19 protein-coding genes and 1 pseudogene are annotated in these 22908 nt (G+C 69.5%); 8 read left to right on the top strand and 12 right to left on the bottom strand.

Going from position 1 to position 22908, the window contains the following annotated elements; translation table 11 throughout:
- Nucleotides 1-45: 45 nt before the first annotated feature.
- The 3 genes from ACIA8E_RS35050 to ACIA8E_RS35040 are packed head-to-tail and all read right to left on the bottom strand — an operon-like array spanning nucleotide 46 to nucleotide 2984.
- Entirely contained in the window at nucleotides 46-1287 is a 1242-nt protein-coding gene (locus ACIA8E_RS35050) for a dipeptidase (RefSeq protein WP_399304375.1), read from the bottom strand.
- 21 nt (nucleotides 1288-1308) lie between these two features.
- The gene (purE, locus tag ACIA8E_RS35045) at nucleotides 1309-1848 is read right to left on the bottom strand and encodes a 5-(carboxyamino)imidazole ribonucleotide mutase (protein WP_399304373.1); all 540 of its coding nucleotides are present in this window, start codon (nucleotides 1846-1848) and stop codon (nucleotides 1309-1311) included.
- Nucleotides 1845-2984, bottom strand: a complete 1140-nt coding sequence (locus tag ACIA8E_RS35040; RefSeq protein WP_399304371.1) for a 5-(carboxyamino)imidazole ribonucleotide synthase — start codon at nucleotides 2982-2984, stop codon at nucleotides 1845-1847. Before ACIA8E_RS35040 ends, purE begins: the two co-directional genes overlap by 4 nt.
- Before the next feature lie 167 nt (nucleotides 2985-3151).
- Here ACIA8E_RS35040 and ACIA8E_RS35035 point away from each other — a divergent pair, with 167 nt between their 5' ends.
- Entirely contained in the window at nucleotides 3152-3655 is a 504-nt protein-coding gene (locus ACIA8E_RS35035) for a GtrA family protein (RefSeq protein WP_399304369.1), read from the top strand.
- 132 nt (nucleotides 3656-3787) lie between these two features.
- Here ACIA8E_RS35035 and ACIA8E_RS35030 read toward each other — a convergent pair whose 3' ends face one another.
- Nucleotides 3788-5053, bottom strand: coding sequence for an ATP-binding protein (locus tag ACIA8E_RS35030; protein WP_399304367.1), 1266 nt, complete (start codon nucleotides 5051-5053; stop codon nucleotides 3788-3790).
- A 15-nt stretch (nucleotides 5054-5068) separates the two neighbouring features.
- The gene (locus ACIA8E_RS35025; RefSeq protein WP_030926954.1) at nucleotides 5069-5746 is read right to left on the bottom strand and encodes a response regulator transcription factor; all 678 of its coding nucleotides are present in this window, start codon (nucleotides 5744-5746) and stop codon (nucleotides 5069-5071) included.
- Between the two features lie 491 nt (nucleotides 5747-6237).
- Here ACIA8E_RS35025 and ACIA8E_RS35020 point away from each other — a divergent pair, with 491 nt between their 5' ends.
- The 4 genes from ACIA8E_RS35020 (at nucleotide 6238) to ACIA8E_RS35005 (ending at nucleotide 11546) form a co-directional block, all read left to right on the top strand.
- Nucleotides 6238-7728, top strand: a complete 1491-nt coding sequence (locus ACIA8E_RS35020; protein WP_399304364.1) for an oligopeptide:H+ symporter — start codon at nucleotides 6238-6240, stop codon at nucleotides 7726-7728.
- A gap of 527 nt (nucleotides 7729-8255) precedes the next feature.
- Entirely contained in the window at nucleotides 8256-9419 is a 1164-nt protein-coding gene (gene rho, locus ACIA8E_RS35015) for a transcription termination factor Rho (RefSeq protein ID WP_399304362.1), read from the top strand.
- A 72-nt stretch (nucleotides 9420-9491) separates the two neighbouring features.
- The gene (locus ACIA8E_RS35010) at nucleotides 9492-10490 is read left to right on the top strand and encodes an aldo/keto reductase family protein (protein WP_399304360.1); all 999 of its coding nucleotides are present in this window, start codon (nucleotides 9492-9494) and stop codon (nucleotides 10488-10490) included.
- A gap of 183 nt (nucleotides 10491-10673) precedes the next feature.
- The gene (locus ACIA8E_RS35005) at nucleotides 10674-11546 is read left to right on the top strand and encodes a sigma-70 family RNA polymerase sigma factor (RefSeq protein ID WP_399304358.1); all 873 of its coding nucleotides are present in this window, start codon (nucleotides 10674-10676) and stop codon (nucleotides 11544-11546) included.
- A 278-nt stretch (nucleotides 11547-11824) separates the two neighbouring features.
- Here ACIA8E_RS35005 and ACIA8E_RS35000 read toward each other — a convergent pair whose 3' ends face one another.
- The 4 genes from ACIA8E_RS35000 to ACIA8E_RS34985 all read right to left on the bottom strand — a co-directional run bounded on the left by ACIA8E_RS35000 (nucleotide 11825) and on the right by ACIA8E_RS34985 (nucleotide 17059).
- Nucleotides 11825-13186 (bottom strand): NAD(P)/FAD-dependent oxidoreductase, encoded by a 1362-nt coding sequence (locus ACIA8E_RS35000; protein WP_399304356.1) that lies wholly within the window; start codon nucleotides 13184-13186, stop codon nucleotides 11825-11827.
- Nucleotides 13187-13319: 133 nt separating this feature from the next.
- Complete coding sequence (locus ACIA8E_RS34995; protein ID WP_399304355.1) at nucleotides 13320-13661, bottom strand: hypothetical protein; 342 nt, start codon at nucleotides 13659-13661, stop codon at nucleotides 13320-13322.
- A gap of 43 nt (nucleotides 13662-13704) precedes the next feature.
- Nucleotides 13705-15417, bottom strand: coding sequence for a cytochrome c oxidase subunit I (ctaD, locus tag ACIA8E_RS34990; RefSeq protein ID WP_399304433.1), 1713 nt, complete (start codon nucleotides 15415-15417; stop codon nucleotides 13705-13707).
- A 436-nt stretch (nucleotides 15418-15853) separates the two neighbouring features.
- Nucleotides 15854-17059 carry a TetR/AcrR family transcriptional regulator gene (locus ACIA8E_RS34985; RefSeq protein ID WP_399304353.1) on the bottom strand — a complete coding sequence of 402 codons (1206 nt, stop codon included), beginning with the start codon at nucleotides 17057-17059 and terminating at the stop codon, nucleotides 15854-15856.
- A gap of 648 nt (nucleotides 17060-17707) precedes the next feature.
- Between ACIA8E_RS34985 and ACIA8E_RS34980 the strand changes: the two genes are divergently transcribed.
- A complete protein-coding gene (locus ACIA8E_RS34980) occupies nucleotides 17708-19156 on the top strand; it encodes an aldehyde dehydrogenase (RefSeq protein ID WP_399304351.1) in 1449 nt (482 codons plus the stop codon).
- A gap of 42 nt (nucleotides 19157-19198) precedes the next feature.
- Nucleotides 19199-20275: a zinc-binding dehydrogenase gene (locus ACIA8E_RS34975; protein WP_399304349.1), complete on the top strand. Its 1077-nt coding sequence runs from the start codon at nucleotides 19199-19201 to the stop codon at nucleotides 20273-20275.
- A gap of 304 nt (nucleotides 20276-20579) precedes the next feature.
- On the opposite strand, the gene ACIA8E_RS34970 is transcribed toward ACIA8E_RS34975, so the two are convergent.
- The 3 genes from ACIA8E_RS34970 to ACIA8E_RS34960 all read right to left on the bottom strand — a co-directional run bounded on the left by ACIA8E_RS34970 (nucleotide 20580) and on the right by ACIA8E_RS34960 (nucleotide 22719).
- Complete coding sequence (locus tag ACIA8E_RS34970; protein ID WP_399304347.1) at nucleotides 20580-21443, bottom strand: 3-hydroxybutyryl-CoA dehydrogenase; 864 nt, start codon at nucleotides 21441-21443, stop codon at nucleotides 20580-20582.
- Nucleotides 21444-21517: 74 nt separating this feature from the next.
- Nucleotides 21518-21907, bottom strand: a complete 390-nt coding sequence (locus ACIA8E_RS34965) for a Zn-ribbon domain-containing OB-fold protein (RefSeq protein ID WP_399304345.1) — start codon at nucleotides 21905-21907, stop codon at nucleotides 21518-21520.
- A 110-nt stretch (nucleotides 21908-22017) separates the two neighbouring features.
- Nucleotides 22018-22719, bottom strand: a complete 702-nt coding sequence (locus tag ACIA8E_RS34960; RefSeq protein ID WP_399304343.1) for a TetR family transcriptional regulator — start codon at nucleotides 22717-22719, stop codon at nucleotides 22018-22020.
- A gap of 108 nt (nucleotides 22720-22827) precedes the next feature.
- Here ACIA8E_RS34960 and ACIA8E_RS34955 point away from each other — a divergent pair.
- A pseudogene (locus ACIA8E_RS34955) lies at nucleotides 22828-22908 on the top strand (electron transfer flavoprotein subunit beta); the annotation flags it as partial.

The following is a 22908-nucleotide window of genomic DNA, read 5'->3' as shown; positions in this document are numbered from 1 at the left end:
CCGAGCCGCCTCCCTTGGAGCGCTCGGGCCGCTGTCGGGTCGTTGTTAGGCCTCGGGAGCGTCGAGTTCGTCGATCGTGGCGTGGGACGGGCCGCGCCGTGTACGCAGCTCGCGGGCGACGTCCTCCGCGCCGCGCAGCACCCGTACCGCGTTGCGCCAGGTGAGCTTGGCGAGGTCGGCGGCGGACCAGCCGCGGCCCAGGAGTTCCGCGATCAGGTTCGGGTAGCCCGAGACGTCCTCCAGACCGGCGGGGAGGAACGCGGTGCCGTCGTAGTCGCCGCCGATACCGACGTGGTCGATCCCGGCGACCTCACGCATGTGGTCGAGGTGGTCGGCGATCGTCGCCACCGTGGCCATCGGGCGCGGGTTGGCCGCCTCGAACGCGGCGTGGATCTTCATCGCCTGCGAGGTGGTGTCGAGATGGTGCAGGCCGTGGGCGCGCATGTTCTCGTCCGCGGCCCGGGTCCAGGCGACGGCGGCCGGCAGGACGAACTTCGGTACGAAGGTCGCCATGGCGATGCCGCCGTTGGCCGGGAGCTGCGCGAGGACGTCGTCGGGGATGTTGCGCGGGTGGTCGCAGACCGCCCGTGCCGAGGAGTGCGAGAACATCACCGGCGCCCTGGAGGTGGCGAGCGCGTCGCGCATCGTCGTGGCCGCCACGTGCGAGAGGTCGACGAGCATGCCGGTGCGGTTCATCTCCCGTACGACCTCGTGGCCGAACGGGGAGAGTCCGCCGACGCCCGGTGCGTCGGTCGCCGAGTCCGCCCACGCGATGTTGTCGTTGTGGGTCAGCGTCATGTAGCGGACGCCGAGAGTGTGCAGGGCGCGCAGGGTGCCCAGCGAGTTGTTGATGGAGTGGCCGCCCTCGGCGCCCATCAGGGAGGCGATACGGCCCTCGGCGCGGGCCGCCTCCATGTCGTCGGCGGTCAGGGCACGCCGCAGGTCGGCGGGGTGGCGGTCCAGTAGCTCGGCGACCACGTCGATCTGTTCGAGGGTGGCGCTGACGGCGGCGTCACCGGCCATGTCGGACCGTACGTAGACGGACCAGAACTGGGCGCCGACGCCACCGGCGCGCAGCCGCCGGATGTCGGTGTGGAGGTGGGCGGACTGGTCGGTGGCGATGTCCCGGGCGTCCAGGTCGTAGCCGACCTGTTCCCGCAGTGCCCAGGGCAGGTCGTTGTGGCCGTCGACGACGGGGTACTCGGCAAGCAGTTCCCCGGCCCGGGTGAGCCGTTCCGCCAGGCGGTCGGCAGTGTGGTCCGCGATGTTGTCGGCGCTGTGATCCATGGTCGCCCTCCCCCTCTGCCGCTACTTGCCGAAGCCGAAGGAGTCGCTGCCCTCGACCTTGTTGCGCAGCCGCTTGCCCTTCTCCGTCGCCTGGTCGTTCAGCTCCTGCTGGAACTCCCGCATCCGGGCCAGCAGCTCGCTGTCGTGGGCGGCGAGGATGCGCGCGGCGAGCAGGCCCGCGTTGCGTGCGCCGCCGACCGAGACGGTCGCGACCGGGACACCGGCCGGCATCTGCACGATGGAGAGCAGGCTGTCCATGCCGTCCAGGTACTTCAGCGGGACCGGGACACCGATGACGGGCAGCGGGGTGACGGAGGCCAGCATGCCGGGCAGGTGGGCGGCGCCGCCCGCACCCGCGATGACCGCCTTGAGGCCGCGGTCCGCCGCGTTCTCCCCGTACGCGATCATTTCGCGCGGCATCCGGTGGGCGGAGACGACGTCGACCTCGTACGGGATCTCGAACTCGTCGAGGGCCTTGGCCGCTGCTTCCATGACGGGCCAGTCGGAGTCCGAGCCCATGACGATGCCGACGACGGGCGCGGCGGAGGCGGGGGAAGTCATTCGGTGATCGTTCCTCGCAGGTAGTCGGCCGCGTGCCGGGCGCGCTCCCGCACGTCCGCCAGGTCGTCGCCGTAGGTGTTGACGTGTCCGACCTTGCGGCCGGGCTTCACGTCCTTGCCGTACATGTGGATCTTGAGCTGCGGGTCACGGGCCATGCAGTGCAGATACGCCTGGTACATGTCCGGGTAGTCGCCGCCGAGGACGTTGGACATGACCGTCCAGGTGGCGCGCGGGCGCGGGTCGCCGAGCGGCAGGTCGAGGACGGCCCGGACGTGGTTGGCGAACTGCGAGGTGATCGCGCCGTCCTGGGTCCAGTGCCCGGAGTTGTGCGGGCGCATCGCGAGCTCGTTGACGAGGATGCGGCCGTCGCCGGTCTCGAAGAGTTCGACCGCGAGGTGCCCGACGACGCCGAGCTCGGCGGCGACCCTGAGGGCCAGCTGCTGGGCCTCGCCGGCGAGCTTCTCGCTCAGCTCGGGGGCCGGGGCGATGACCGTGTCGCAGACCCCGTCGACCTGGATCGACTCGACGACCGGGTAGGCGACGGCCTGCCCGTGCGGCGAGCGGACGATGTTCGCCGCCAGCTCCCGTACGAAGTCGACCTTCTCCTCAGCGAGGACCGGGACGCCGGCCCGGAACGGTTCGGCCGCGTCCGCCTCGGAGCGGACCACCCAGACACCCTTGCCGTCGTAGCCGCCGCGGACCGTCTTCAGGATGACGGGGAAGCCGCCGACCTCGGCGGCGAACGCCGCGGCGTCGGCCGGGTCCGTCACGATGCGGTGGCGGGGGCAGGGCACACCGATCTCCGAGAGCTTGGCGCGCATCACCCCCTTGTCCTGGGCGTGCACCAGCGCGTCGGGACCAGGGCGCACGGGGATGCCGTCCGCCTCCAGGGCCCGCAGGTGCTCGGTCGGGACGTGCTCATGATCGAAGGTGATCACGTCACAGCCGCGCGCGAAGGCACGCAGCGTGTCCAGGTCGCGATAGTCGCCGACGACGACTTCGCTCACCACCTGGGCCGCCGAGTCCTGAGGGGTGTCGCTGAGGAGCTTGAATCTGATGCCGAGGGGGATACCCGCCTCGTGGGTCATACGGGCGAGCTGACCGCCGCCGACCATGCCGACTACCGGAAACGTCACTCCTCCAGGGTATCCGGCGTCCCGGGGACCACCGGACGATGCCCCTGCGGGCGGTCCCGTGACGGTTCCATGTCGCCGGGTTCTGCGTCAGCTCACAGGCATCCCACAGGGGTGCTGGTTAGCATGACCGGGTTGACCGAATCCACGGACGGGGCTGAGCGATCACCATGAGCGAACGGGGCGCACTGCGAACCCGGCTGGATCGGCTGGCCCGGGAGGTCGCCAAGTTCGGCGCCGTCGGCGCGCTGGGTCTGCTGGTCAATATCGCGGTCTTCAACCTGCTGCGGCACAGCACGGACCTTCAGGTGGTGCGGGCCAGTCTGCTGGCGACGTTCGTCGCCATCCTCTTCAACTACGTGGGCTTCCGCTACTGGACGTACCGGGATCGTGACAAGACCGGCCGGACCCGGGAGCTGATGCTGTTCCTGCTGTTCAGCGCGGCGGGCGCAGTGATCGAGAACGGTGTGCTGTACGCGGCGACGTACGGGTTCGGTTGGAACAGCCCCGTCCAGAGCAACGTGTTCAAGATCCTGGGAATCGGGATCGCGACGCTGTTCCGGTTCTGGTCCTACCGGAGCTGGGTCTTCAAGGCGCTGCCTGCCAAAGACGGTGTAGGTGTGGTGGCGCAGGGGCGGGTTCCGGTGGCGCCGGCGGAAGCGGTACGGCGTTGAGGCACCGGGGCCGCCCGGTGACCGGTCTGCCCTCGATCTCCCCCAGAGTCCCAAGGGCATGGGGGGGACCCCTCGACGGGCTCGATCCCGGCTGATGCCGTCCTGCGCGTGTGCAGGCGGACCTCGCTCGCGTCAGCGCACCGGGCGTTCCGGTTCCTGGCGAGGGACGGGCACTCGGCTCAGGAAGAGGGCGAAGACCGCCGGCTGCTGCTGGAGCAGTTCCAGACGGCCGCCGTCCGCCTCCGCCAGGTCGCGGGCCACCGCCAGGCCGATCCCCGTGGAGTTGCGGCCGCTGATCGTCCGCTCGAAGATCCGGGCGCCCAGGTCGGGCGGGACCCCCGGGCCCTCGTCCGTCACCTCGATGACCGCCTGGTTGCCGGTGACCCGGGTGCGCAGCGCCACCGTGCCGCCACCGTGCATCAGTGAGTTCTCGATCAGTGCGGCCAGCACCTGGGCGACCGCACCCGGGGTGCCGACGGCCCGCAGGCCCTGCTTGCCGGAGCGGACGATGGCGCGGCCCTCGCCGCGGTAGGCCGGGCGCCACTCCTCGATCTGCTGCTTGACGACCTCGTCGAGGTCGAAGACGACCGCGGAGCCGGTGCGCGGGTCGCGGGCGTTGGTCAGCAGCCGTTCCACCACGTCGGTGAGGCGCTCGACCTGGGTGAGGGCGAAGTTCGCCTCTTCCTTCACCGTGTCCGGGTCGTCGGTGACGGAGATCTCCTCGATCCGCATGGAGAGCGCGGTCAGCGGGGTGCGCAGCTGGTGGGAGGCGTCGGCGGCGAGCCGGCGTTCCGCGGTCAGCATCCGCGCGATCCGCTCCGCGGAGGAGTCGAGGACGTCGGCGACCCGGTCCAGTTCCGGCACCCCGTACCGCTTGTGGCGCGGTCGTGGGTCACCGGAGCCCAGGCGTTCCGCCGTCTCGGCGAGGTCGGTGAGCGGCGAGGCCAGTTTGTTGGCCTGGCGTACCGCGAGGAGCACCGCGGAGACGATCGCGAGGAGCGCCACCGCGCCGATGATCATCAGGGTGCGGCCGACCTCGCGGGTGACGGCCGAGCTGGACTCCTCGACGGTGACCTTCTCGCCCCGCTCCCCGGACGCCGTACTGCTGATCACTCTGCCGGTGGGGCGCGTGCCCACCTCGAGGGGGGCACGGCCGGGGATCCTGACGAGCGCGTACCGGTTGTCGTCGACCTGTTCGGCCAGCACCGAGGGGTTGATCCGCTCGGCCCCGAGGAGCCGGCTCTCGACGACGCTGATCAGCCGCAGCGCCTCGGAGTCGACGCTCTCCTGGGCGCTGTTGCTGATGGTGCGGGTCTCGACGATGACGAGGGAGACGCCGAAGACGGCGATCACCACGAGCACCACGGCGAGGGTGGAGTTGATCAGTCGGCGGCGCATGACTGTTTCTGTACGTCAGCTCTTCTCGAAGCGGAAGCCGACGCCCCGGACGGTCGCGATGTAGCGGGGGTTGGCGGCATCGTCGCCGAGCTTCTTGCGGAGCCAGGAGATGTGCATGTCGAGGGTCTTCGTCGACGACCACCAGGTGGTGTCCCAGACCTCGCGCATCAGCTGGTCGCGGGTGACGACCCGGCCCGCGTCGCGGACCAGGACCCGAAGCAGATCGAACTCCTTCGCGGTGAGCTGGAGTTCCTCGTCGCCCATCCAGGCCCGGTGCGACTCGACGTCGATTCGCACGCCGTGCGTGGCGGGCTGCGGCGAGGGCTCCGTGGCACCGCGCCGGAGCAGCGCCCGGACCCGGGCGAGGAGCTCGGCCAGGCGGAACGGCTTGGTGACGTAGTCGTCGGCTCCGGCGTCCAGGCCGACGACGGTGTCCACCTCGTCGGCACGGGCGGTGAGCACCAGGATCGGCACGGTGTGGCCGTCGGCGCGGAGCCTTCGGGCCACTTCGAGGCCGTCCATCCCGGGCAGGCCCAGGTCGAGCACGACCAGGTCGATGCCGCCCTGGAGGCCGGCGTCGAGAGCGGTCGGACCGTCTTCGCGGACTTCGACCTCGTAACCCTCCCGACGCAGGGCGCGAGCCAGGGGCTCCGAGATGGAGGCGTCGTCCTCGGCGAGCAGTACACGGGTCATGGGGTGATGGTAGTCCGCATGAGGCGGCTGTCGTGAGGTGATCGACAAGGCCTGCGGGTCCCCGGCCCGAACCGAGGCACGCCTTCGAATATGCGACCCTGGTTGCATTCCTCCCTGTGATCCATCTCTCAAGTCCTTCCATATCCCGCACTGTGGTGTCGTATGGTGGTTCGACGCCTGTTGCACTACTCAAAGACCTTTGGGCAGCTTTAAGCGCCGAGGGTCTCTTTTGTATGCGGGCTGGTATTCGCCAGCCTTTGGTTCAGTGAATGACCTGTGGCCGGGCCCGGAGCGCAAAGAAGTACTCCGGGCGTGGATCCCGATGCGGTCCGTCCCGCGACTCCGACATCGACTCCGTACCCAGGTACGGGGTCCGGAGCGAATCCCCTCTCAGGCGTGAGGGGTGGGCGCAGCCACATCGGTGCCGGCCTCCCCCCACCGGGCGCTCAACGCTCACAAGGCGTCGCGTCCCGAGCAAGCAAGGATCGACCATGGCGTCCAGCCTGACGAAGGACTCAGCCAGCACGTCTGGCTCCGAGAAGACCTTCTTCGGCCACCCCCGCGGCCTGGCCACTCTCTTCATGACCGAGATGTGGGAGCGTTTCAGCTACTACGGCATGAGGGCCCTGCTCCCCCTCTACTTGATCGCCCCCAACGGGCTTCACATGAACCCCGCCACGGCCACGGCGATCTACTCGGTCTACGTGTCGCTGGTGTACCTGCTCGCGATGCCCGGTGGCTGGTTCGGTGACCGCGTCTGGGGTCCCCGCAAGACCGTCGCCGTCGCCGGTGTGGTCATCATGATCGGCCACCTGGCGCTGGCGCTGCCCACGCAGGGCACGTTCTTCGCGGGTCTCGGCCTGGTGGCCATCGGCTCCGGTCTGCTGAAGTCCAACATCTCGACGATGGTCGGCCAGCTCTACGACGGCCCGGACGACGCGCGCCGCGACGGTGGCTTCACGATCTTCTACATGGGCATCAACGTCGGCGCCTTCGCCGCGCCGCTGGTCATCGGCACCGTCGGCGAGAACGTGAACTGGCACCTGGGCTTCGCGCTCGCCGCGGCCGGCATGGCGCTGGGACTCGTCCAGTTCCTGCTGGGCACCCGCCACCTGAACGAGCGCAGCCTCGTCGTCCCGAAGCCGCTGTCCGCCGCCGAGCGCACGAGCACGCTGCGCAAGGGCATGATCTGGATGGCCGTCGCCGCGGTCTTCTACATCGTCACGGTCGTCACCGGCGTCTACACGCTCAACTGGATCCTCGTCCCGATCACCGTCGCGGGCCTGGTCATTCCGGTGCTGGTCCTGGCGCGGATCAAGCGCGACAAGGAGCTCAGCGCCACCGAGCAGTCGAAGATGTCCGGCTACATCTGGTTCTTCGTCGCCGCTGCCATCTTCTGGATGATCTACGACCAGGGTGGTTCGACCCTGGCGATCTTCGCCGACTCCTCGGCCGACAACAGCGTCCTCGGATGGGACTTCCCGGTCTCCTGGTACCAGTCGGTCAACCCGGTCCTGATCATGGCGCTGGCCCCGGTCTTCGCCGCCTTCTGGCTGTCGCTGAACCGGCGCGGCAAGGAGCCCAGCACCATCGTGAAGTTCAGCTCCGGCCTGGTGCTGGTCGGTGCGTCGTTCTTCCTGTTCCTGATGCCGCTGGCGATCGCCACCGACGGCCACAAGGCCGCCGCGATGTGGCTGGTCGCGATCTACTTCGTCCAGACGGTCGCCGAGCTCACGCTGTCCCCGGTGGGTCTCTCCGTCACCACGAAGATGGCTCCGGTCAAGTACGCCAGCCAGATGATGGGTGTCTGGTTCCTGGCCGTCACCGCCGGTGACTGCACGACGGGTCTGCTCTCCATCGCGGGTGTCGACCTCAACGGCACCGGTGTGGTCACTCTGCAGGCCGCCCTCGCGGTGGCCGCGGGTGTTGCGATCTTCATGTACCGCAACAAGGTCAAGCAGCTCATGGGCGACGTGCGCTGACGCACCGATCGCTGATGCGCTGATGCGCTGACCGCTCGTACGAAGGGGGGGGGGGGGGGGGGGGGGGGGGGGGGGGCGGGCCCCGGGGGGGGGGGGGGGGGGGGGCCCCCCCCCCCCCCCCCTTCCCGCATTCCCGGAACCTAAGGCCTGTCCCGTAGCCCCCGGTGGATCAGCGCGCGGCGTCAGATGCGGTGCATCGCAAGGCGGAGGGGCGTCCTCGTACTGGGCGTATTCGGGCGTTCCGACAAGGCAGGGGGGTGCCGAAACTGTCGCCGTGCGCCCGCCAGGGGTTACGGGACAGCCCTTACCGCGTCCGCCAGGTGGTAGAGTGCAAGCGGCACGCGTGTAACGCCCCGATTCGGGCGCCGGTGCCGGTTCTCCTTCCTGTTGCTGCTCCGTCCGTCCTTTTTTGACCGGCGACGCAGCTTCCCGCATCACCTTCCTCCAGTCCGGTACGGACTTTCCTGCCCGTCGTCCGGGGCGTGATCCCACCGCCCTTTCGCATCCGCCGGGCCCCTTCATTCGCCATGTCCGCGAAAGGACCACCCCGCATGACCACCACCCTGAAGCACCCTCTCGACCAGCAACAACTCCCCACGAACGTGGCAGGAGTCCTCGACCTGACGCACCAGGGGCACGGCGCGCTGCGCACTGACGGCGGCCACCCCTCCCCCGCCGACGTCCAGGTGTCTGCGGCCCTCGTCCGCCGGCACGCCCTGCGCAGGGGCGATCTCATCGAAGGCCTCTGCGACCGGCCGCGCGTCCTGTCAGCGGTCGAGCGGATCAACGGCCGCCCCCCGAAGGCGCTGAGCGGCCGGCCGCGCTTCGCCGACCTCACTCCGCTCCACCCCGGGCAACGACTGCGCCTGGAGACACCCGGCGGCAGCCCGGCAACCCGCATCGTCGATCTCGTCGCCCCCGTCGGCAAGGGACAGCGCGGACTGATCGTCGCCCCGCCGAGGACCGGCAAGACAGTGCTGCTGCAGCAGATCGCCGCCGCCGTCGCAGCCAACCATCCCGAGTGCCATCTCATGGTGGTGCTGCTCGACGAGCGCCCTGAGGAGGTCACGGACATGCGCCGCTCCGTTCGGGGCGACGTCCTCGCCTCGACGTTCGACCGGCCCGCGAAGGAGCACATCGCCCTCGCCGAACTCGCGGTGGAACGCGCCAAGCGGCTCGTCGAGCAGGGCCAGGACGTGGTGATCCTGCTCGACTCGCTCACTCGCCTGTGCCGGGCCCACAACAACGTGGCGTCCGCCGGAGGCCGCACCCTCAGCGGTGGCGTGGACGCCGCCGCCCTGCTCGGCCCCAAGCGGCTCTTCGGCGCCGCACGCCGCGCCGAGGAGGGCGGCTCGCTGACCATCCTCGCCACCGCGCTGGCGGACACCGGGTCCCGTGCCGACGACTACTTCTTCGAAGAGCTCAAGAGCACCGGGAACATGGAACTCCGGCTGGACCGCGCACTGGCGGACAAACGGATCCACCCGGCCGTGAACATTCCGCAGTCCGGCACCCGCCGCGAGGAGCTGCTGCTCCCCGCCGCCGAGCTGACCGCCGTACGAGGGCTGCGGCGCGCGCTTCACACGAGGGACCCGCAGGCGATGCTGGAGGTGCTGCTGGACAGGATCCGGCAGACGCCCGACAACGCGACCTTCCTCCGCCGGATCCAAGGCACCGTGCCCGACGCCTGAGTCCTCCCGGCAGTCACGGTGGCGCACACATAGCATGACGTGTTCACGCACCAGCACAGGGAGAGCAGGCACATGGAATTCCGCCGACTCGGCCGCAGCGGTCTGACGATCAGTGAGATCGCCTACGGCAATTGGATCACCCACGGCTCCCAGGTGGAGGAGGACGCGGCCGTCGCCTGCATCCAGGCCGCCCTGGACGCCGGAATCACCACCTTCGACACCGCGGACGTCTACGCCGAGACCCGGGCCGAGGCCGTCCTCGGCCGGGCGCTGAAGGACCAGCGCCGCGAGAGCATCGAGGTGTTCACCAAGGTCTACTTCCCGACCGGCCCCGGGCACAACGACCGCGGTCTGGGCCGCAAGCACATCCTCGAATCGATCGACAGCTCGCTGCGCCGGCTGCAGACCGACTATGTGGATCTGTACCAGGCACACCGCTACGACCACAGCACCCCGCTGGAAGAGACCATGGAGGCGTTCGCCGACGTGGTCCGCTCCGGCAAGGCCCTCTACATCGGCGTCTCGGAGTGGACGGCGGACCAGTTGCGCGCCGGACACGGTCTGGCCCGCGAGCTGAACGTTCCGCTCGTCTCCAACCAGCCGCAGTACTCGGCACTGTGGCGGGTCATCGAGGGTGAAGTCGTTCCCGCGTCCGAGGAGCTCGGCATCGGTCAGATCGTCTGGTCGCCGATCGCCCAGGGCGTGCTGACGGGCAAGTACAAGCCGGGGGCGCAGCCGCCGGCCGGTTCGCGGGCGACGGACGACAAGGGCGGTGCATCGTTCGTCGCCGGGTGGCTCCGCGACGACGTCCTGGAGCGGGTCCAGCGGCTGCGGCCGCTGGCGGACCAGGCCGGTCTGAGCCTTGCTCAGCTGGCCGTCGCCTGGGTGCTGCAGAACCCCAACGTCTCCGCCGCGATCATCGGTGCCTCCCGGCCCGAGCAGGTCACGGAGAACGTGAAGGCAGCGGGCGTGAAGTTCGACGCGGATCTGCTGAAGGCCATCGACGACGTACTGGACCCGGTGGTGGAGCGCGACCCGGCGCTGACCGCGGGTCACGAGGGCAACGACTGAGCCGGCCGGTCACGGCTCCGGGAGGCCGGTGCCCGCTGTCCGGCGGTCACCGCCTCCCGCCCGGGGCGACGCGGCGGCGTGTCGGCGTGTCGGCGTGTCGGCGTGTCGGCGCCCGGAGCGTGTCACAAAGGCCTGGTCCCATGGGTCACTTGTCCGACACGGAGCGACGGAGGAAAGTGACCGATGGACGAACAGGAAATTCTGGCGGCCCGCTTCGAGGAGCACCGGCCCCGGCTGCGGGCAGTGGCCTACCGGATGCTCGGTTCGGCCGCCGAGTCCGACGACGCCGTCCAGGGCACCTGGCTGCGGCTCATCCGTACCGACTTCGGTGACGTGGCGAACCTCGGCGGATGGCTGACCACGGTCGTCGCCCAGGTCTCCCTCAATATGCTGCGCAGCCGCGAGACCCGCCGTGAGGATCCCTGGGATTCGCATCTGCCGGGGCCCACCGTGGGCCACGACGTCGGCATCGGGCCCGAGGAGCAGGCAGAGCTCACCGACTCGGTCGGGCTGGCGCTGCTCGTGGTGCTGGACACGCTGTCGCCCGCGGAACGTCTGGCGTTCGTGCTGCACGACATGTTCGCCGTGCCGTTCGACGAAATCGCCCCCATCGTGGAACTCACACCGGCCGCGACCCGGCAGCTCGCCAGTCGCGCGCGCCGGCGTGTGCAGAGCACGGTCCCGGATCCCGGGACCGACATGTCCCGTCGGCGCGAAGTCGTCGACGCGTTCCTGACCGCGTCGCGCGGCGGCGACTTCGAGGCGCTGCTGGCCCTGCTCGACCCGGACGTCGTACTCCGCGTCGACCCCGCGGCGGCCCTGTCGGGCGTGGCCGGGTCGGTGGGGGCCGCTGCGGTCGCGGCCACGTTCGCGGGGCGTGCCTCGGCAGCACAGCCCGCCCTGATCGACGGGCTCGCCGGCGCCGTCTGGGCCCCGGGCGGAGGGCCGATGGTCGTCATCGGCTTCACCATCGAGGCCGGGCGGATCGTCTCGATCGACCTCGTCTCGGACGCCGACCACCTCGGCCGGATGGATCTGCGGATCCGCGACGTGTGAGAGACCGGCGGCCCGCTGCTCCCCCTACGCGAAGCCGGCAGGCCCCGCCGCTCCCCTTGGAGAAGGAACGGCGGGGCCTGCGAGCACGGCCCATGACCTCGGGTCCGCTGAATGAGGCCGATCACGTTGCCGTCCGTGTCCTTCACCGAGGCGGTCCGCCGGCCGCCGTCGATCGGGTGGCTCTTCATGCTGCATGTCACTGCGGCGGAATCCGGTCCGTCGGTGGCACGACCCGCGGCGCCGGAGGAATGTGACCGCCGAGGGAGTCCAGTCCCGGATCAGCCTCGGGCGGTCAACGAGGCGGTGTGCTGGCGGACCTGCTCCGGGGTGAGGTAGGAGTCCGTGTACTCGAAGTCGCGCAGCGTGGCCGGCTTGCGGGACTGGAATCCGGTGCGTACGAAATCGTCACCGGCGATGGCGTTGAGCATCCAGTTCGTCATGACCCGTGCCTTGGCCACATTGGTTCGCATCGCCGACCAGTGGTAGCCGCGGGCCACGGCCTGTGCGGCGATCCCGTGCATCTCGACGCCGAGCGGCTTGGAGACCGCGTCCTTGCCGCCGAGGTCCACAACGAGCCCGAGGTCCCGGTGTTCGTAAGGCTTCAGCGGCTGGTGGCGGAGCGTGGCAATCAGATTGTCGGCCAGCCTGCGGCCCTGCCGCATGGCGTGCTGGGCGGTGGGCGGGCAGACCGCGCCGTCGCCCTTGACCAGGTCGGGTACGGCGGCGGCGTCGCCGAGCGCGAAGACACCGTCGAAGCCCGGCAGGGTCATCTCCGGGGTCACCGCCAGACGCCCGCGTACGGTCTCCGCGCCGAAGGTGGCGACCAGGGGACTCGCAGTGACACCGGCGGTCCAGATCAGCGTGCGGCAGGGCAGCACCCGGCCGTCGGTGAGCGTCACCTTGTCCGGCCCCGCCTCTGCGACCGACACGCCGAGCGACACGTCGATCCCGCGTTCGCGCAGCACCTCCATGGCGCTGAGCCCGAGCTTGTCGCCCAGCTCGGGCATCAACTTCGGGGCGATGTCGATCAGATGCCACTTGATGAGCTTCGGGTCCAGCCGGGGGTAGTACCGGACGGCACTTGTGGTGAGCCGCTGCAGACAGGCCGCGGTCTCGGTGCCCGCATATCCGCCGCCGACCACCACGAACTGCAGCCGGGAGGCTCGCTCGTCCTCGTCGTGGCTGGCGTCCGCCAGGTCCAGCTGTGCGATCACATGGTCACGCACGTAGGCGGCCTCGGCCAGTGTCTTCATCCCGCGGGCGTTGTCGAGCAGGCCCGGGATGTCGAAGGTGCGCGTGACACTGCCGGGGGCAAGGACGATGTAGTCGTACGGCTCGTCGACGATCTCGTCGGTGATCTTGCGGATGACGCAGATCTTCGCCGTCGTGTCCACGCCGATCGCCCCGCCGGGGATGATCCGGGTACGGTGCCGACGGCTGCGGCGCAGCGACACCGCGACCGACTGCGGTGTGAGCACGCCCGACGCCACCTGCGGCAGAAGTGGCAGGTAGAGCTGGTAGGAGAACGGCGCGACGAGCGCGATGTCCGCCTCACCGGGTTTGAGTGTGCGCTCCAGACGGCGTACGCACTCGACCCCGCCGAATCCGGCGCCGACGACGAGAATCCTGGGTCGTGCCACGGTGTTCGTCCCTTCTCGGGTCTGCGCGGGCGCCCGTTCCCCTGCCCGGTCACACGCGCCCATCACCCACCATCCTCACGAACCGGGTCCGAGTTCGCCTGCTGAGGACGACAGAACGGACGACCGCCCGGTGTCAGCGGGTCAGCAGGGTGAGCGCCGTGCAGGTACCGCTGACCGCGCCGGCGGTGACGACTGCGGCCGCCACACAGCGCGCCCGGAGCCTGCGGTAGCGGTCGTTGTACTCGCCGCGCAGTTCGGTGGAGCGGGCGGCGATACGGGCCAGCATCGCCCGAGATGCAGCGACACGGTCCGCGGTGTAGACGCGGGCCACGTCCTCACGCTGGGTGGTGGTGAGCCAGGGCAGCTCGTCGGCGAAGCGGAGGGCCAGCCTGCGCGCCTCCTCGACCTCGGCGCTCCACAGCAGATAGCCCTCCATCTGTGCCAGTCCGCGGGCGCTCTCCTTGTCGGGGTCCACTCGGTGCTCCTTCCTCCTTGTCGGCGGACTGCCGCGCTCACGCCTACCGGTCCCCGGGGGTCGCGGGAGTGGCGCCTGGATGGTGGGCGCCCTCGTCGAGGGTCCGTACCGAGGGGTGATGCAGGTCGAACGCCGGGGATTCGGAACGGATCCGCGGCAGGGTGACGAAGTTGTGCCGCGGCGGCGGGCAGGAGGTCGCCCACTCCAGTGAACGGCCGAAGCCCCACGGGTCGTCGACCTCGACCTTCTTCCCGTACTTGGCGGTCTTCCACACGTTGTAGAAGAACGGCAGCATCGACAGGCCGAGCAGGAACGAGGAGATCGTCGAGACCGTGTTCAGCGCGGTGAAACCGTCGGCAGCGAGATAGTCCGCGTAACGACGCGGCATGCCCTCGGCACCGAGCCAGTGCTGCACCAGGAACGTGCCGTGGAAGCCCACGAACAGCGTCCAGAACGTCATCTTGCCGAGCCGCTCGTCCAGCATCTTGCCGGTGAACTTCGGCCACCAGAAGTGGAATCCGGCGAACATCGCGAAGACCACGGTGCCGAAGACGACGTAATGGAAATGCGCGACGACGAAGTACGAGTCCGAGACATGGAAGTCCAGCGGGGGTGAGGCCAGGATGACGCCGGTCAGACCGCCGAAGAGGAACGTCACCAGAAAGCCGATCGCCCAGAGCATCGGCGTCTCGAAGGACAGCGATCCCTTCCACATCGTGCCGATCCAGTTGAAGAACTTCACACCGGTCGGTACCGCGATGAGGAACGTCATGAACGAGAAGAACGGCAGCAGCACACCGCCGGTGACGTACATGTGGTGCGCCCACACGGTCACGGACAGGCCCGCGATCGCGATCGTCGCACTGATCAGACCGACGTAGCCGAAGAGCGGCTTACGGCTGAAGACAGGGATGACCTCGCTGACGATCCCGAAGAACGGCAACGCGATGATGTACACCTCCGGATGGCCGAAGAACCAGAAGAGGTGCTGCCAGAGCAACGCACCGCCATTCGCCGCCTCGAAGACGCGCGCCCCGAACTTGCGGTCCGCCTCCAGCACCAGAAGTGCCGCCGCCAGCACCGGGAAGGCCAGCAGGACCAGCACACCGGTCAGTAGCACGGTCCACACGAACATCGGCATGCGGAACATCGTCATACCGGGTGCGCGCAAGCAGATGATCGTGGTGATGAAGTTGACCGAGCCGAGGATCGTGCCGAAGCCGGAGAAGGCCAGACCCATGATCCACATATCGCTGCCGATCCCCGGCGAATGGACCGCGTCGGTCAGTGGGGAGTAGGCGAACCACCCGAAGTCCGCGGCGCCGTTCGGGGTGAGGAAGCCGGCCACCGCGATGATCGAGCCGAAGAGGTACAGCCAGTACGCGAACATGTTCAGCCGCGGGAACGCCACGTCGGGCGCACCGATCTGCAGCGGCATGATCCAGTTCGCGAACCCGGCGAACAGCGGCGTCGCGAACATCAGCAGCATGATCGTGCCGTGCATCGTGAACGCCTGGTTGAACTGCTCGTTCGAGACGATCTGCGTGCCGGGACGGGCCAGCTCGGCGCGCATGACGAGAGCCAGCACGCCGCCGACGACAAAGAAGGAGAACGACGTGACCAGGTACATCGTGCCGATCGTCTTGTGATCGGTGGTGCTCATCCACCTGACGACGACGTTTCCCGGCTCCCTGCTGCGTACCGGCAGCTCGTTCGCGTACGACTCCTCTGTCTCGTCCGCCCCTGCTGTGCCCATCGTCGTCACTACGACGCTCCTTCGATCGGTCCTTCGCGGGTGGGCTCGGCACCCGGCAGGGCGCCGCTTCCACCGGGGGCGGCCGGCGGCCCCCCGGAGCGTCGCGCCAGTTTCCAGCTGCAGCAAACCAGCCATGGGGGCGACATGTGCGGCCCGGCGCCCGCCGGGGCGGGACATTCACCCGTCAGGGCGTGCTGACACACGCAGCTGTGCGCGTCCCATCGCGACACTCAACACACAATGAGAAAAACTGAGTTGGACGTCGCTCCGGCAATGACTTCACCGACGGAGCTCACGGAGCACCCGGAACCCCTCAGCCGCTTCGTCGAAGCACCCTTGCGTGAACGTGCCACCGCCGACGGACGGGTGGCGACACAGTCACCTGATCAGCGGCGAGCGGTCTCGGCAGGCGGCAGGAAGCGCCCCGACCCGGCCATCAACCGGTGGACTCGCCCTCGTCGAGGAGCAGGACCGTACCGAGATCCGCCAGGCGGTCCGCGATGTCAGGGCGTTCGCCGAGGCGTCCGGTGCGGGCCGCGTTGTCGACCGTGGTGAGCATCGCGTTCACAATGATCTTGGCCTCGGCCGTGTCGAGCCCCGGCCTGACCTCGTCGAGCAGGCGGACCCACAGTGCCAGATAGTCCCGCTGCGTCTGGCGGGACGCCTTGTTCTCCTTCTCGGGGAGCTGGTCCAGCTCCCCGACCAGTACGCCGATCAAGTGGCTCTGGTTCAGGGCGAATTCGATGTACGAGCGGAGCAGCGCGTCGAGGCTCTCGCGCGGGCCCGTGGCGCTCTCCAGCGCCCGCGCGGTGGCGGCCCTGCGCTGCTCGCCGCCGCGGAGCACGGCGGCGACGAGCAGATCCGTCTTGCTCGGGAAGTGCTTGTAGATGCTGGGGCCCGAGGCCCCCGCGGCCTCGCCGATGTCGTCGGTGCTCACCGACTGGAAGCCCCGCTCGTCGAAGAGCCGGATCGCCTCGGTGAGGATCTCTTCGCGGCGGGAGTGTGCCAGCGATGCGTAACCACCGTTCATGGGTGCTTGCGGGGCGTCGGCGGCTTCCGTGGACGGGGTGCCCACGGGGCAGAACGCGGCGGCGCGGCCCAGACGGTGGAGCAGCTCCTCGAAGCGGCGCCGGGGCAGTGAGACACGATGCCCGGAGAGGGATCCGTAGACGGACAGCACAGCCCATGCGAGCAGTTCGGCGTCGGGCTCGGCGAGGCCGGGGCGTGCGGTGCGGATCAGCGAGGCGACCTGGGTAGCGATGTCGGCCAGGGCGCGGCGCAGTTCCTCGCGGTTCCCCTCAGACAGATGCCGGGCTTCGCGCTGCCACAGCGTGGCAGCGCATCGGCGGTCCGGGCTGTGCGCCGCCGACGCCCGGAGATAGCTCTCCAGATCGGGTGCTGATCGGACCGAGTCCGCGATCCGGTCGATCGTGCCCGTGACGACCTGGAGCAGCAGGTCGGGCTTGCCGCGGAAGTGCCGGTAGAGGGCGGGGGCCGTGATGCCGACCGCCGCCGCCACATCGGCGACCGACACATTGTGGTAGCCGCGCTCGCAGAACAGCGCCGCGGCGGCGTCGACGATGCGCGCCTTGCGGTCCGGGGGTCTGCGTACGGGTGACCGCCCCGAGGCTTCCGTCCGCATATCTGTCAGCCCCTCGCTGCCCTGAACCCTCCGCAGTGCCGCGGAACTGCCCCCAGGCTAATACAGCAGGCCGGACGCCCACCGACCCGGTTCGGCGGGTACTGCCCGCTCAGCCGGACGAGCGCGGCGACCGTTCCTCCACCAGGTCGACGAGGGCTGCGCGGCCGATGGCAGCTGACCGGGCCGGTGACGGACGGCACCGACGGGGCACGGTGAGGCCGGCCCGGCGGACCACCGCACCCGGCAGCCCGAGCAGCCGACGCGGGCGACCACGGCGCCGACGGCCGCGTCCACCCTCACCAACACTCTGGACAGATACGTTAGCGTGAATTAACTTCTTCCTTACTTGACGCTCTCGGCAAGTCCGGAATTGCCGTGTCAGTGCAGGCTCCTAGGAATTTATGCATACCGCCGCCTCGCAGTGATGGGCATCGAGTCAGCAGTACGAGCCGCACGGTCGATTCACTTAGTCAGTCACCAGGAGAGTCGATGGCGGTACGGATCGCAGGCCCGCACGCCCCGGCGGCCTCCTCCGATGTGCGGCGACACAGCCGGCGGCAAGAGCGTCCGCCACATCCCCCGTGCCCTCTCGTGACCCATCCCGCCCTGCCCACCTCCGCCCCATCGCAACGAAGCGAGGACCACGCCATGACCGACATCGTCGATCACCACAAGCTCTTCATCGGAGGGCGGTGGGTCGAACCCACGGGCGACGACACCATCGAAGTGGTCTCGCCGGTCACCGAACAGATCGTCGGGCGCGTCCCGCACGCGACGCCCGAGGACGTGGACAGGGCCGTGGCGGCCGCCCGCACCGCGTTCGACCACGGCCCGTGGCCTCGGATGACGATGGCCGAACGGATCGCGGTCGTCACCCGGATCAAGGACACCGTCGCCGCCCGCCACCAGGAACTGGCCGAGCTGATCACCCTGCAGAACGGCTCACCGATGCTGTTCGCCGTAAGGGGACAGGCCCTGTCCACCGTCGGCGTCCTCGCCATGACGCTCGCCGCCGCCGCGCAGTTCGAGGAGGAGCACGAGCGGCAGGGCACCGGCGGCCCGGTCCTGGTGCGTCGGGAGGCGGTCGGCGTCGTCGCGGCGATCACTCCGTGGAACGTGCCCCAGCTGACCATCGGAGCAAAGCTCGCCCCGGCGCTGCTCGCCGGCTGCTCCGTCGTCCTCAAGCCGTCCCCGGAGACCCCCCTCGACGCCAACTGGCTGGCCGGCGTCTGCGCAGAGGCCGGGCTGCCGGAGGGGGTGCTCAGCGTGCTGCCTGCCGGCCGCGAGACCGGTGCGCATCTGGTGGCGCACCCCGGCATCGACAAGGTGGCGTTCACCGGTTCGGTCGCGGCCGGCAAGGCAATCATGGCCGCCGCCGCGCAGAACCTCACCCGCGTCTCGCTGGAGCTCGGCGGCAAGTCCGCGGCGATCGTCCTCGACGACGCGGACCTGGCCGTCGCCGTGCCCGCCATCGTCGGTGGCACCTGCGCCGCCAACAGCGGCCAGGCGTGCGTCGCGCTCACCCGGGTACTGGTTCCGGCCTCCCGGTACGACGAGGTGGCCGGCGCACTGACCGCCGCCTTCGGCGGGCTCAAGGTCGGCGACCCCGCCGACCCGGCGACCGTGGTCGGCCCGATGGTGACGAAGAAGCAGCAGGAGCGGAACCTCGACTACATCCGCATCGGCCAGGAGGAAGGCGCCAAGGTCCTCACCGGCGGTGGCGTTCCCGCGGGCCTGACCACCGGCTGGTACGTCGAGCCGACGCTGTTCGGCGACGTCACCAACGACATGCGGATCGCCCGCGAGGAGATCTTCGGCCCGGTCGTCTGCCTGATCCGTTACGAGACGGAGGACGAGGCGGTCGCCCTCGCCAACGCCTCCGAATTCGGCCTGTCCGGCGCCGTGTTCACCGCGGACACCGAGCGTGGCACCGAAGTTGCTCGCCGGGTGCGCACCGGGACCGTCACGGTCAACGGCTTCCGCCTCGATCTGGCTGCCCCCTTCGGCGGCTACAAGAACTCCGGGATCGGTCGTGAATTCGGCCCGGAGGGGCTGTCCGCCTACTTCGAGTACAAGTCCGTCAACCTGCCCGCCTGACCCCGTACGCCCGTACGCCCGTACCAAAGAGGAGTTCCGACCATGCGCGCAGCCTTCCTGCACAAGACCGGTGACGAGACCCTGGACGTCAGGGACGTCGAGTCCGTCTCCTTCGGCCCCGGCCGCGTCCGGGTGAAGATGCACAAGGCCGGCCTGTGCCACTCCGACCTGTCGGCGATGAGCGGCGTGCTCACCCACCCCGCGCCGTTCGTCCCGGGCCACGAGGGCGCGGGCGAGGTCGTCGAGGTCGGCGAGGGCGTGACGCACGTCAGGCCCGGCGACCGCGTCATCGTCTGCTGGATGCCGCCCTGCGACAGGTGCCCCTCCTGCCGGGCGGGCGACGGCCACCTCTGCCGCAGCGGGTACCGCAACCTCGCCCACCCCAACTTCAAGGACGGCCACGCGATCGTCCCCGGCATGCTCGGCGCCGGCACCTTCGCCGAGGAGGTCGTGATCGCGGCCTACGCGGCGATCCCGATCCCCGACGACGTCCCGTACGACATCGCCGCGCTGATCGGCTGCGGTGTCACCACCGGCATCGGTGCGGCTCTCAACACAGCAAAGGTGCGGCCCGGTTCCTCGGTCGTCGTGATCGGCCTGGGCGGCGTCGGCATCTCCGTCCTGCAGGGTGCGAAGGTCGCGGGCGCGGCACGGATCATCGCGGTGGACCCGACCGCGAACCGCCGCGAGTGGGCACTGAAGTTCGGCGCCACCGAGGCGATCGCTCCCGAGGAGCTGGCCGAGGTCTCCGAGCGTGTCACCGGCGGCTTCGGCTTCGACTACGCCTTTGAAGCGGTCGGCAAACCGGGCACCCTCCGTGCCGCATACGACGCCACCCGCCTGGGTGGGACGGTCTGCCTGGTCGGCGCCGGCTCCCGCACCGACGAGAGTGGCCTGAGCATGGCCGAGCTGGTCCTCAACGAAAAGGCGGTTCTGCCGTCCTTCTACGGCGGCGACGACGTCCGCCGCACGTTCGCCAAGATCATCGACCTGTGGCGTGCGGGCCGAATCGACCTCGACTCGATGATCACGCACCACGTGCCGCTGACGGAGATCAACGAGGCGATCCGACAGATGCACACGGGTGAGGCGCTGCGCACCGTCATCGACATCGTCTGAGCGCCGGGCTCCACACGACCCGCCGGAGGCCCGCACCACCGGGCCTCCGGCGCCTGCACCATGCGCCACGTCGTGTTCAGCATGGTGCGGGAGGCCGTGCTGCGCCCGCTGGGACACCGACGAACGCCACTGCGGAGCCCCCCGATTCCCTGAGGACCGGGGGGCTTCGCAGTACGTGGAGATCCTTGTCGGACGCGTCGGCCCTGAGGCACCAGCGCGGCAATGGCGTCGGCGTCGAGGCCCCCCTCGGCCCGAGGGAGCACGGAGCAGAGTTACCGCCTTGACTTACGGAAGTGTTCGGAGGTCAGTCGCCGTACGCGTAGAAGCCGCGCCCGGACTTGCGGCCGAGGGCTCCCGCGGCCACCATGCGCCGCAGCAGTGGCGGCGGCGCGTACAGCGGCTCCTTGTACTCCTCGTACATCGACTCGGCGATGGACTGCGCGGTGTCCAGGCCGATGAGGTCGAGGAGGCGCAGCGGTCCCATGGGGTGGGCGCAGCCGAGCACCATGCCGTTGTCGATGTCCTCGGCGGAAGCGACACCCGACTCGAGCATCCGGACGGCGGAGACGAGGTAGGGAATGAGGAGGGCGTTGACGACGAAGCCCGCCCGGTCCCTGGCCCGTACGACTGTCTTGCCGAGGGTGTTCGCGGCGAAAGCGGTCACCTGCTCGGTCACCGCGTCCGATGTGAGCTGGGTCGGGATGATCTCGACGAGCCGCTGCACGGCAACGGGGTTGAAGAAGTGCACGCCGACGACCCGCTGGGGGCGCCCGGTGACGGCGGCGAGATCGATGATCGGGATCGACGAGGTGTTGGAGGCGATGACCGCGTCGCCGCCCGCCAGCACCCGGTCGAGCTCCTTGAAGACGGTTGTCTTCACGTCCGGCAGCTCCGCGACCGCCTCGATGACCAGGTCACGGTCGGCGAGCTCGTCGAGGCCGACGGTGAACGCGAGTCTGTCGAGCGCGGCTTGACGCTCCGTCTCGCTCAACTTTCCGCTGCGCAGCCCCCGGTCGAGCGACGCGACGATCCGGGACCGGCCCGCTGCCCGGGCTTCCTCACCACGCTCGGCAACCTTGACGTCCAGGCCGGCCCTGGCACAGATCTCTGCGATGCCCGACCCCATCAGGCCGCAGCCCACGACGCCGATCCTGCTGAATTCACGCATGCCTGGATGTCCTCTCTGGAGGCAGCTCGCGGCTGCCGGTGATGTCCGGGTCCACCGGCTGCCCGGGGACCGGTTCACTGCCAGTCGGCGCGCCCGACCGGGTCGCAGAGTTCGAGGAGGGGCTCCCCGGAATCCGGGTCGGCGCCGGTGACGGGTCGCACCCGCGCGCCCACGTACACCAGATGCGGTGCGGCACCCACGACCTGGCATCGGAACACGAAGCCTTCGGGCAGCCGGACCAAGGACTCGTTGCGAGCAGCCTCGGTGTAGCGGTGCACCACGCTGGACCGCACCACGACACCAAGGCCGTCGCTGCGTACGGAGTCCAGATCGCTCGACGCGCACACCGGACACAACAGCCGCCGGAACGACGCCGTACCGCACCAGCGGCAGAGCTGGTAGATCAGTCCGGCTTCACCCGGCGCCGTCGGCGCGGCATTACTTGCTGAAACGGAATGGGACACGTCTCGACCCCTTGGACTCGGCTCGGGTGCGTCGGCGCCGTGCTTCGACGCAGACGCACCATATGGCACTGAGTGCCGGAACGTAAAGGTACTGAGTACCTAAGTCGAGGTCAGTCCCCGGCGAGGGCCGACTCGACCTTCTGCACCACGCGCCACATGGGCGTGCCCTTGGCGGCGACCACCACGACGACGTCGTCGCCCGCGGCCGGCGTGACGACGCCTTCTGCGGCGCCCCAGACCTGCTGCACGACCCCTAGTGCGTGGTCCACCGCGGCCTCCGCGTCCCCCTTGCCGCCCGAACGCAGCCACGACCGCAGGCCGTTGTTGTGCGCGGCGACCACGGCCGCGGCTACCACCTCGGCGTGCAGCGGGCCGTCCGGGGTGCCTGCGTAGCGGCCGCGGAGATATTCGGCCAGCGTGCGTTCGTACCGGCGGACCACGGACAACTCGTAGGTCCGCAGGCCGGGAACCTCGCGCGTGAGGTGGTAGCGCTGGACGGAGAACTCCGGATTCGCGGCGTACATCCGCAGCACGAGCCGGGCCGCGTCGCACACCGTGCCCACCGGATCGCCGCCGTCGGCCGCCTCCAGAAGCGCGGTCATATCGGCGAGACAGCGCTCGTGGTCGGGGAAGACCACGTCCTCCTTGGAGGGGAAGTAGCGGAAGAACGAACGCCGCCCGACCTCGGCCCGCGCCACGATGTCGTCCACCGTCGTCCGCTCGAAGCCCCGTTCCAGAAAGAGCTGGAACGCCGCCTCTGCGAGCACCTCCCGCATGGGTGGCTTCTTCACTGGTCTGCGTGCCTCGGTCATGCCGGGAACCTAACACCAACGACGGCCGTTTGACACTACGTACCTTTACAGAGGGTACTGAGTGCCATATGGTCCACTCAGGAACCACACCCAGGTAGGAGAGCCGGCGTGAGCTTGAGGATCGTTGTCTGTGTGAAGTACGTGCCCGACGCCACCGGTGACCGGCATTTCGCCGATGATCTGACGCTG

The sequence above is a fragment of the Streptomyces sp. NPDC051664 genome, from assembly GCF_044453545.1.
Classification (GTDB): Bacteria; Actinomycetota; Actinomycetes; order Streptomycetales; family Streptomycetaceae; genus Streptomyces.
This window is presented reverse-complemented; position numbering and strand designations above follow the sequence as displayed.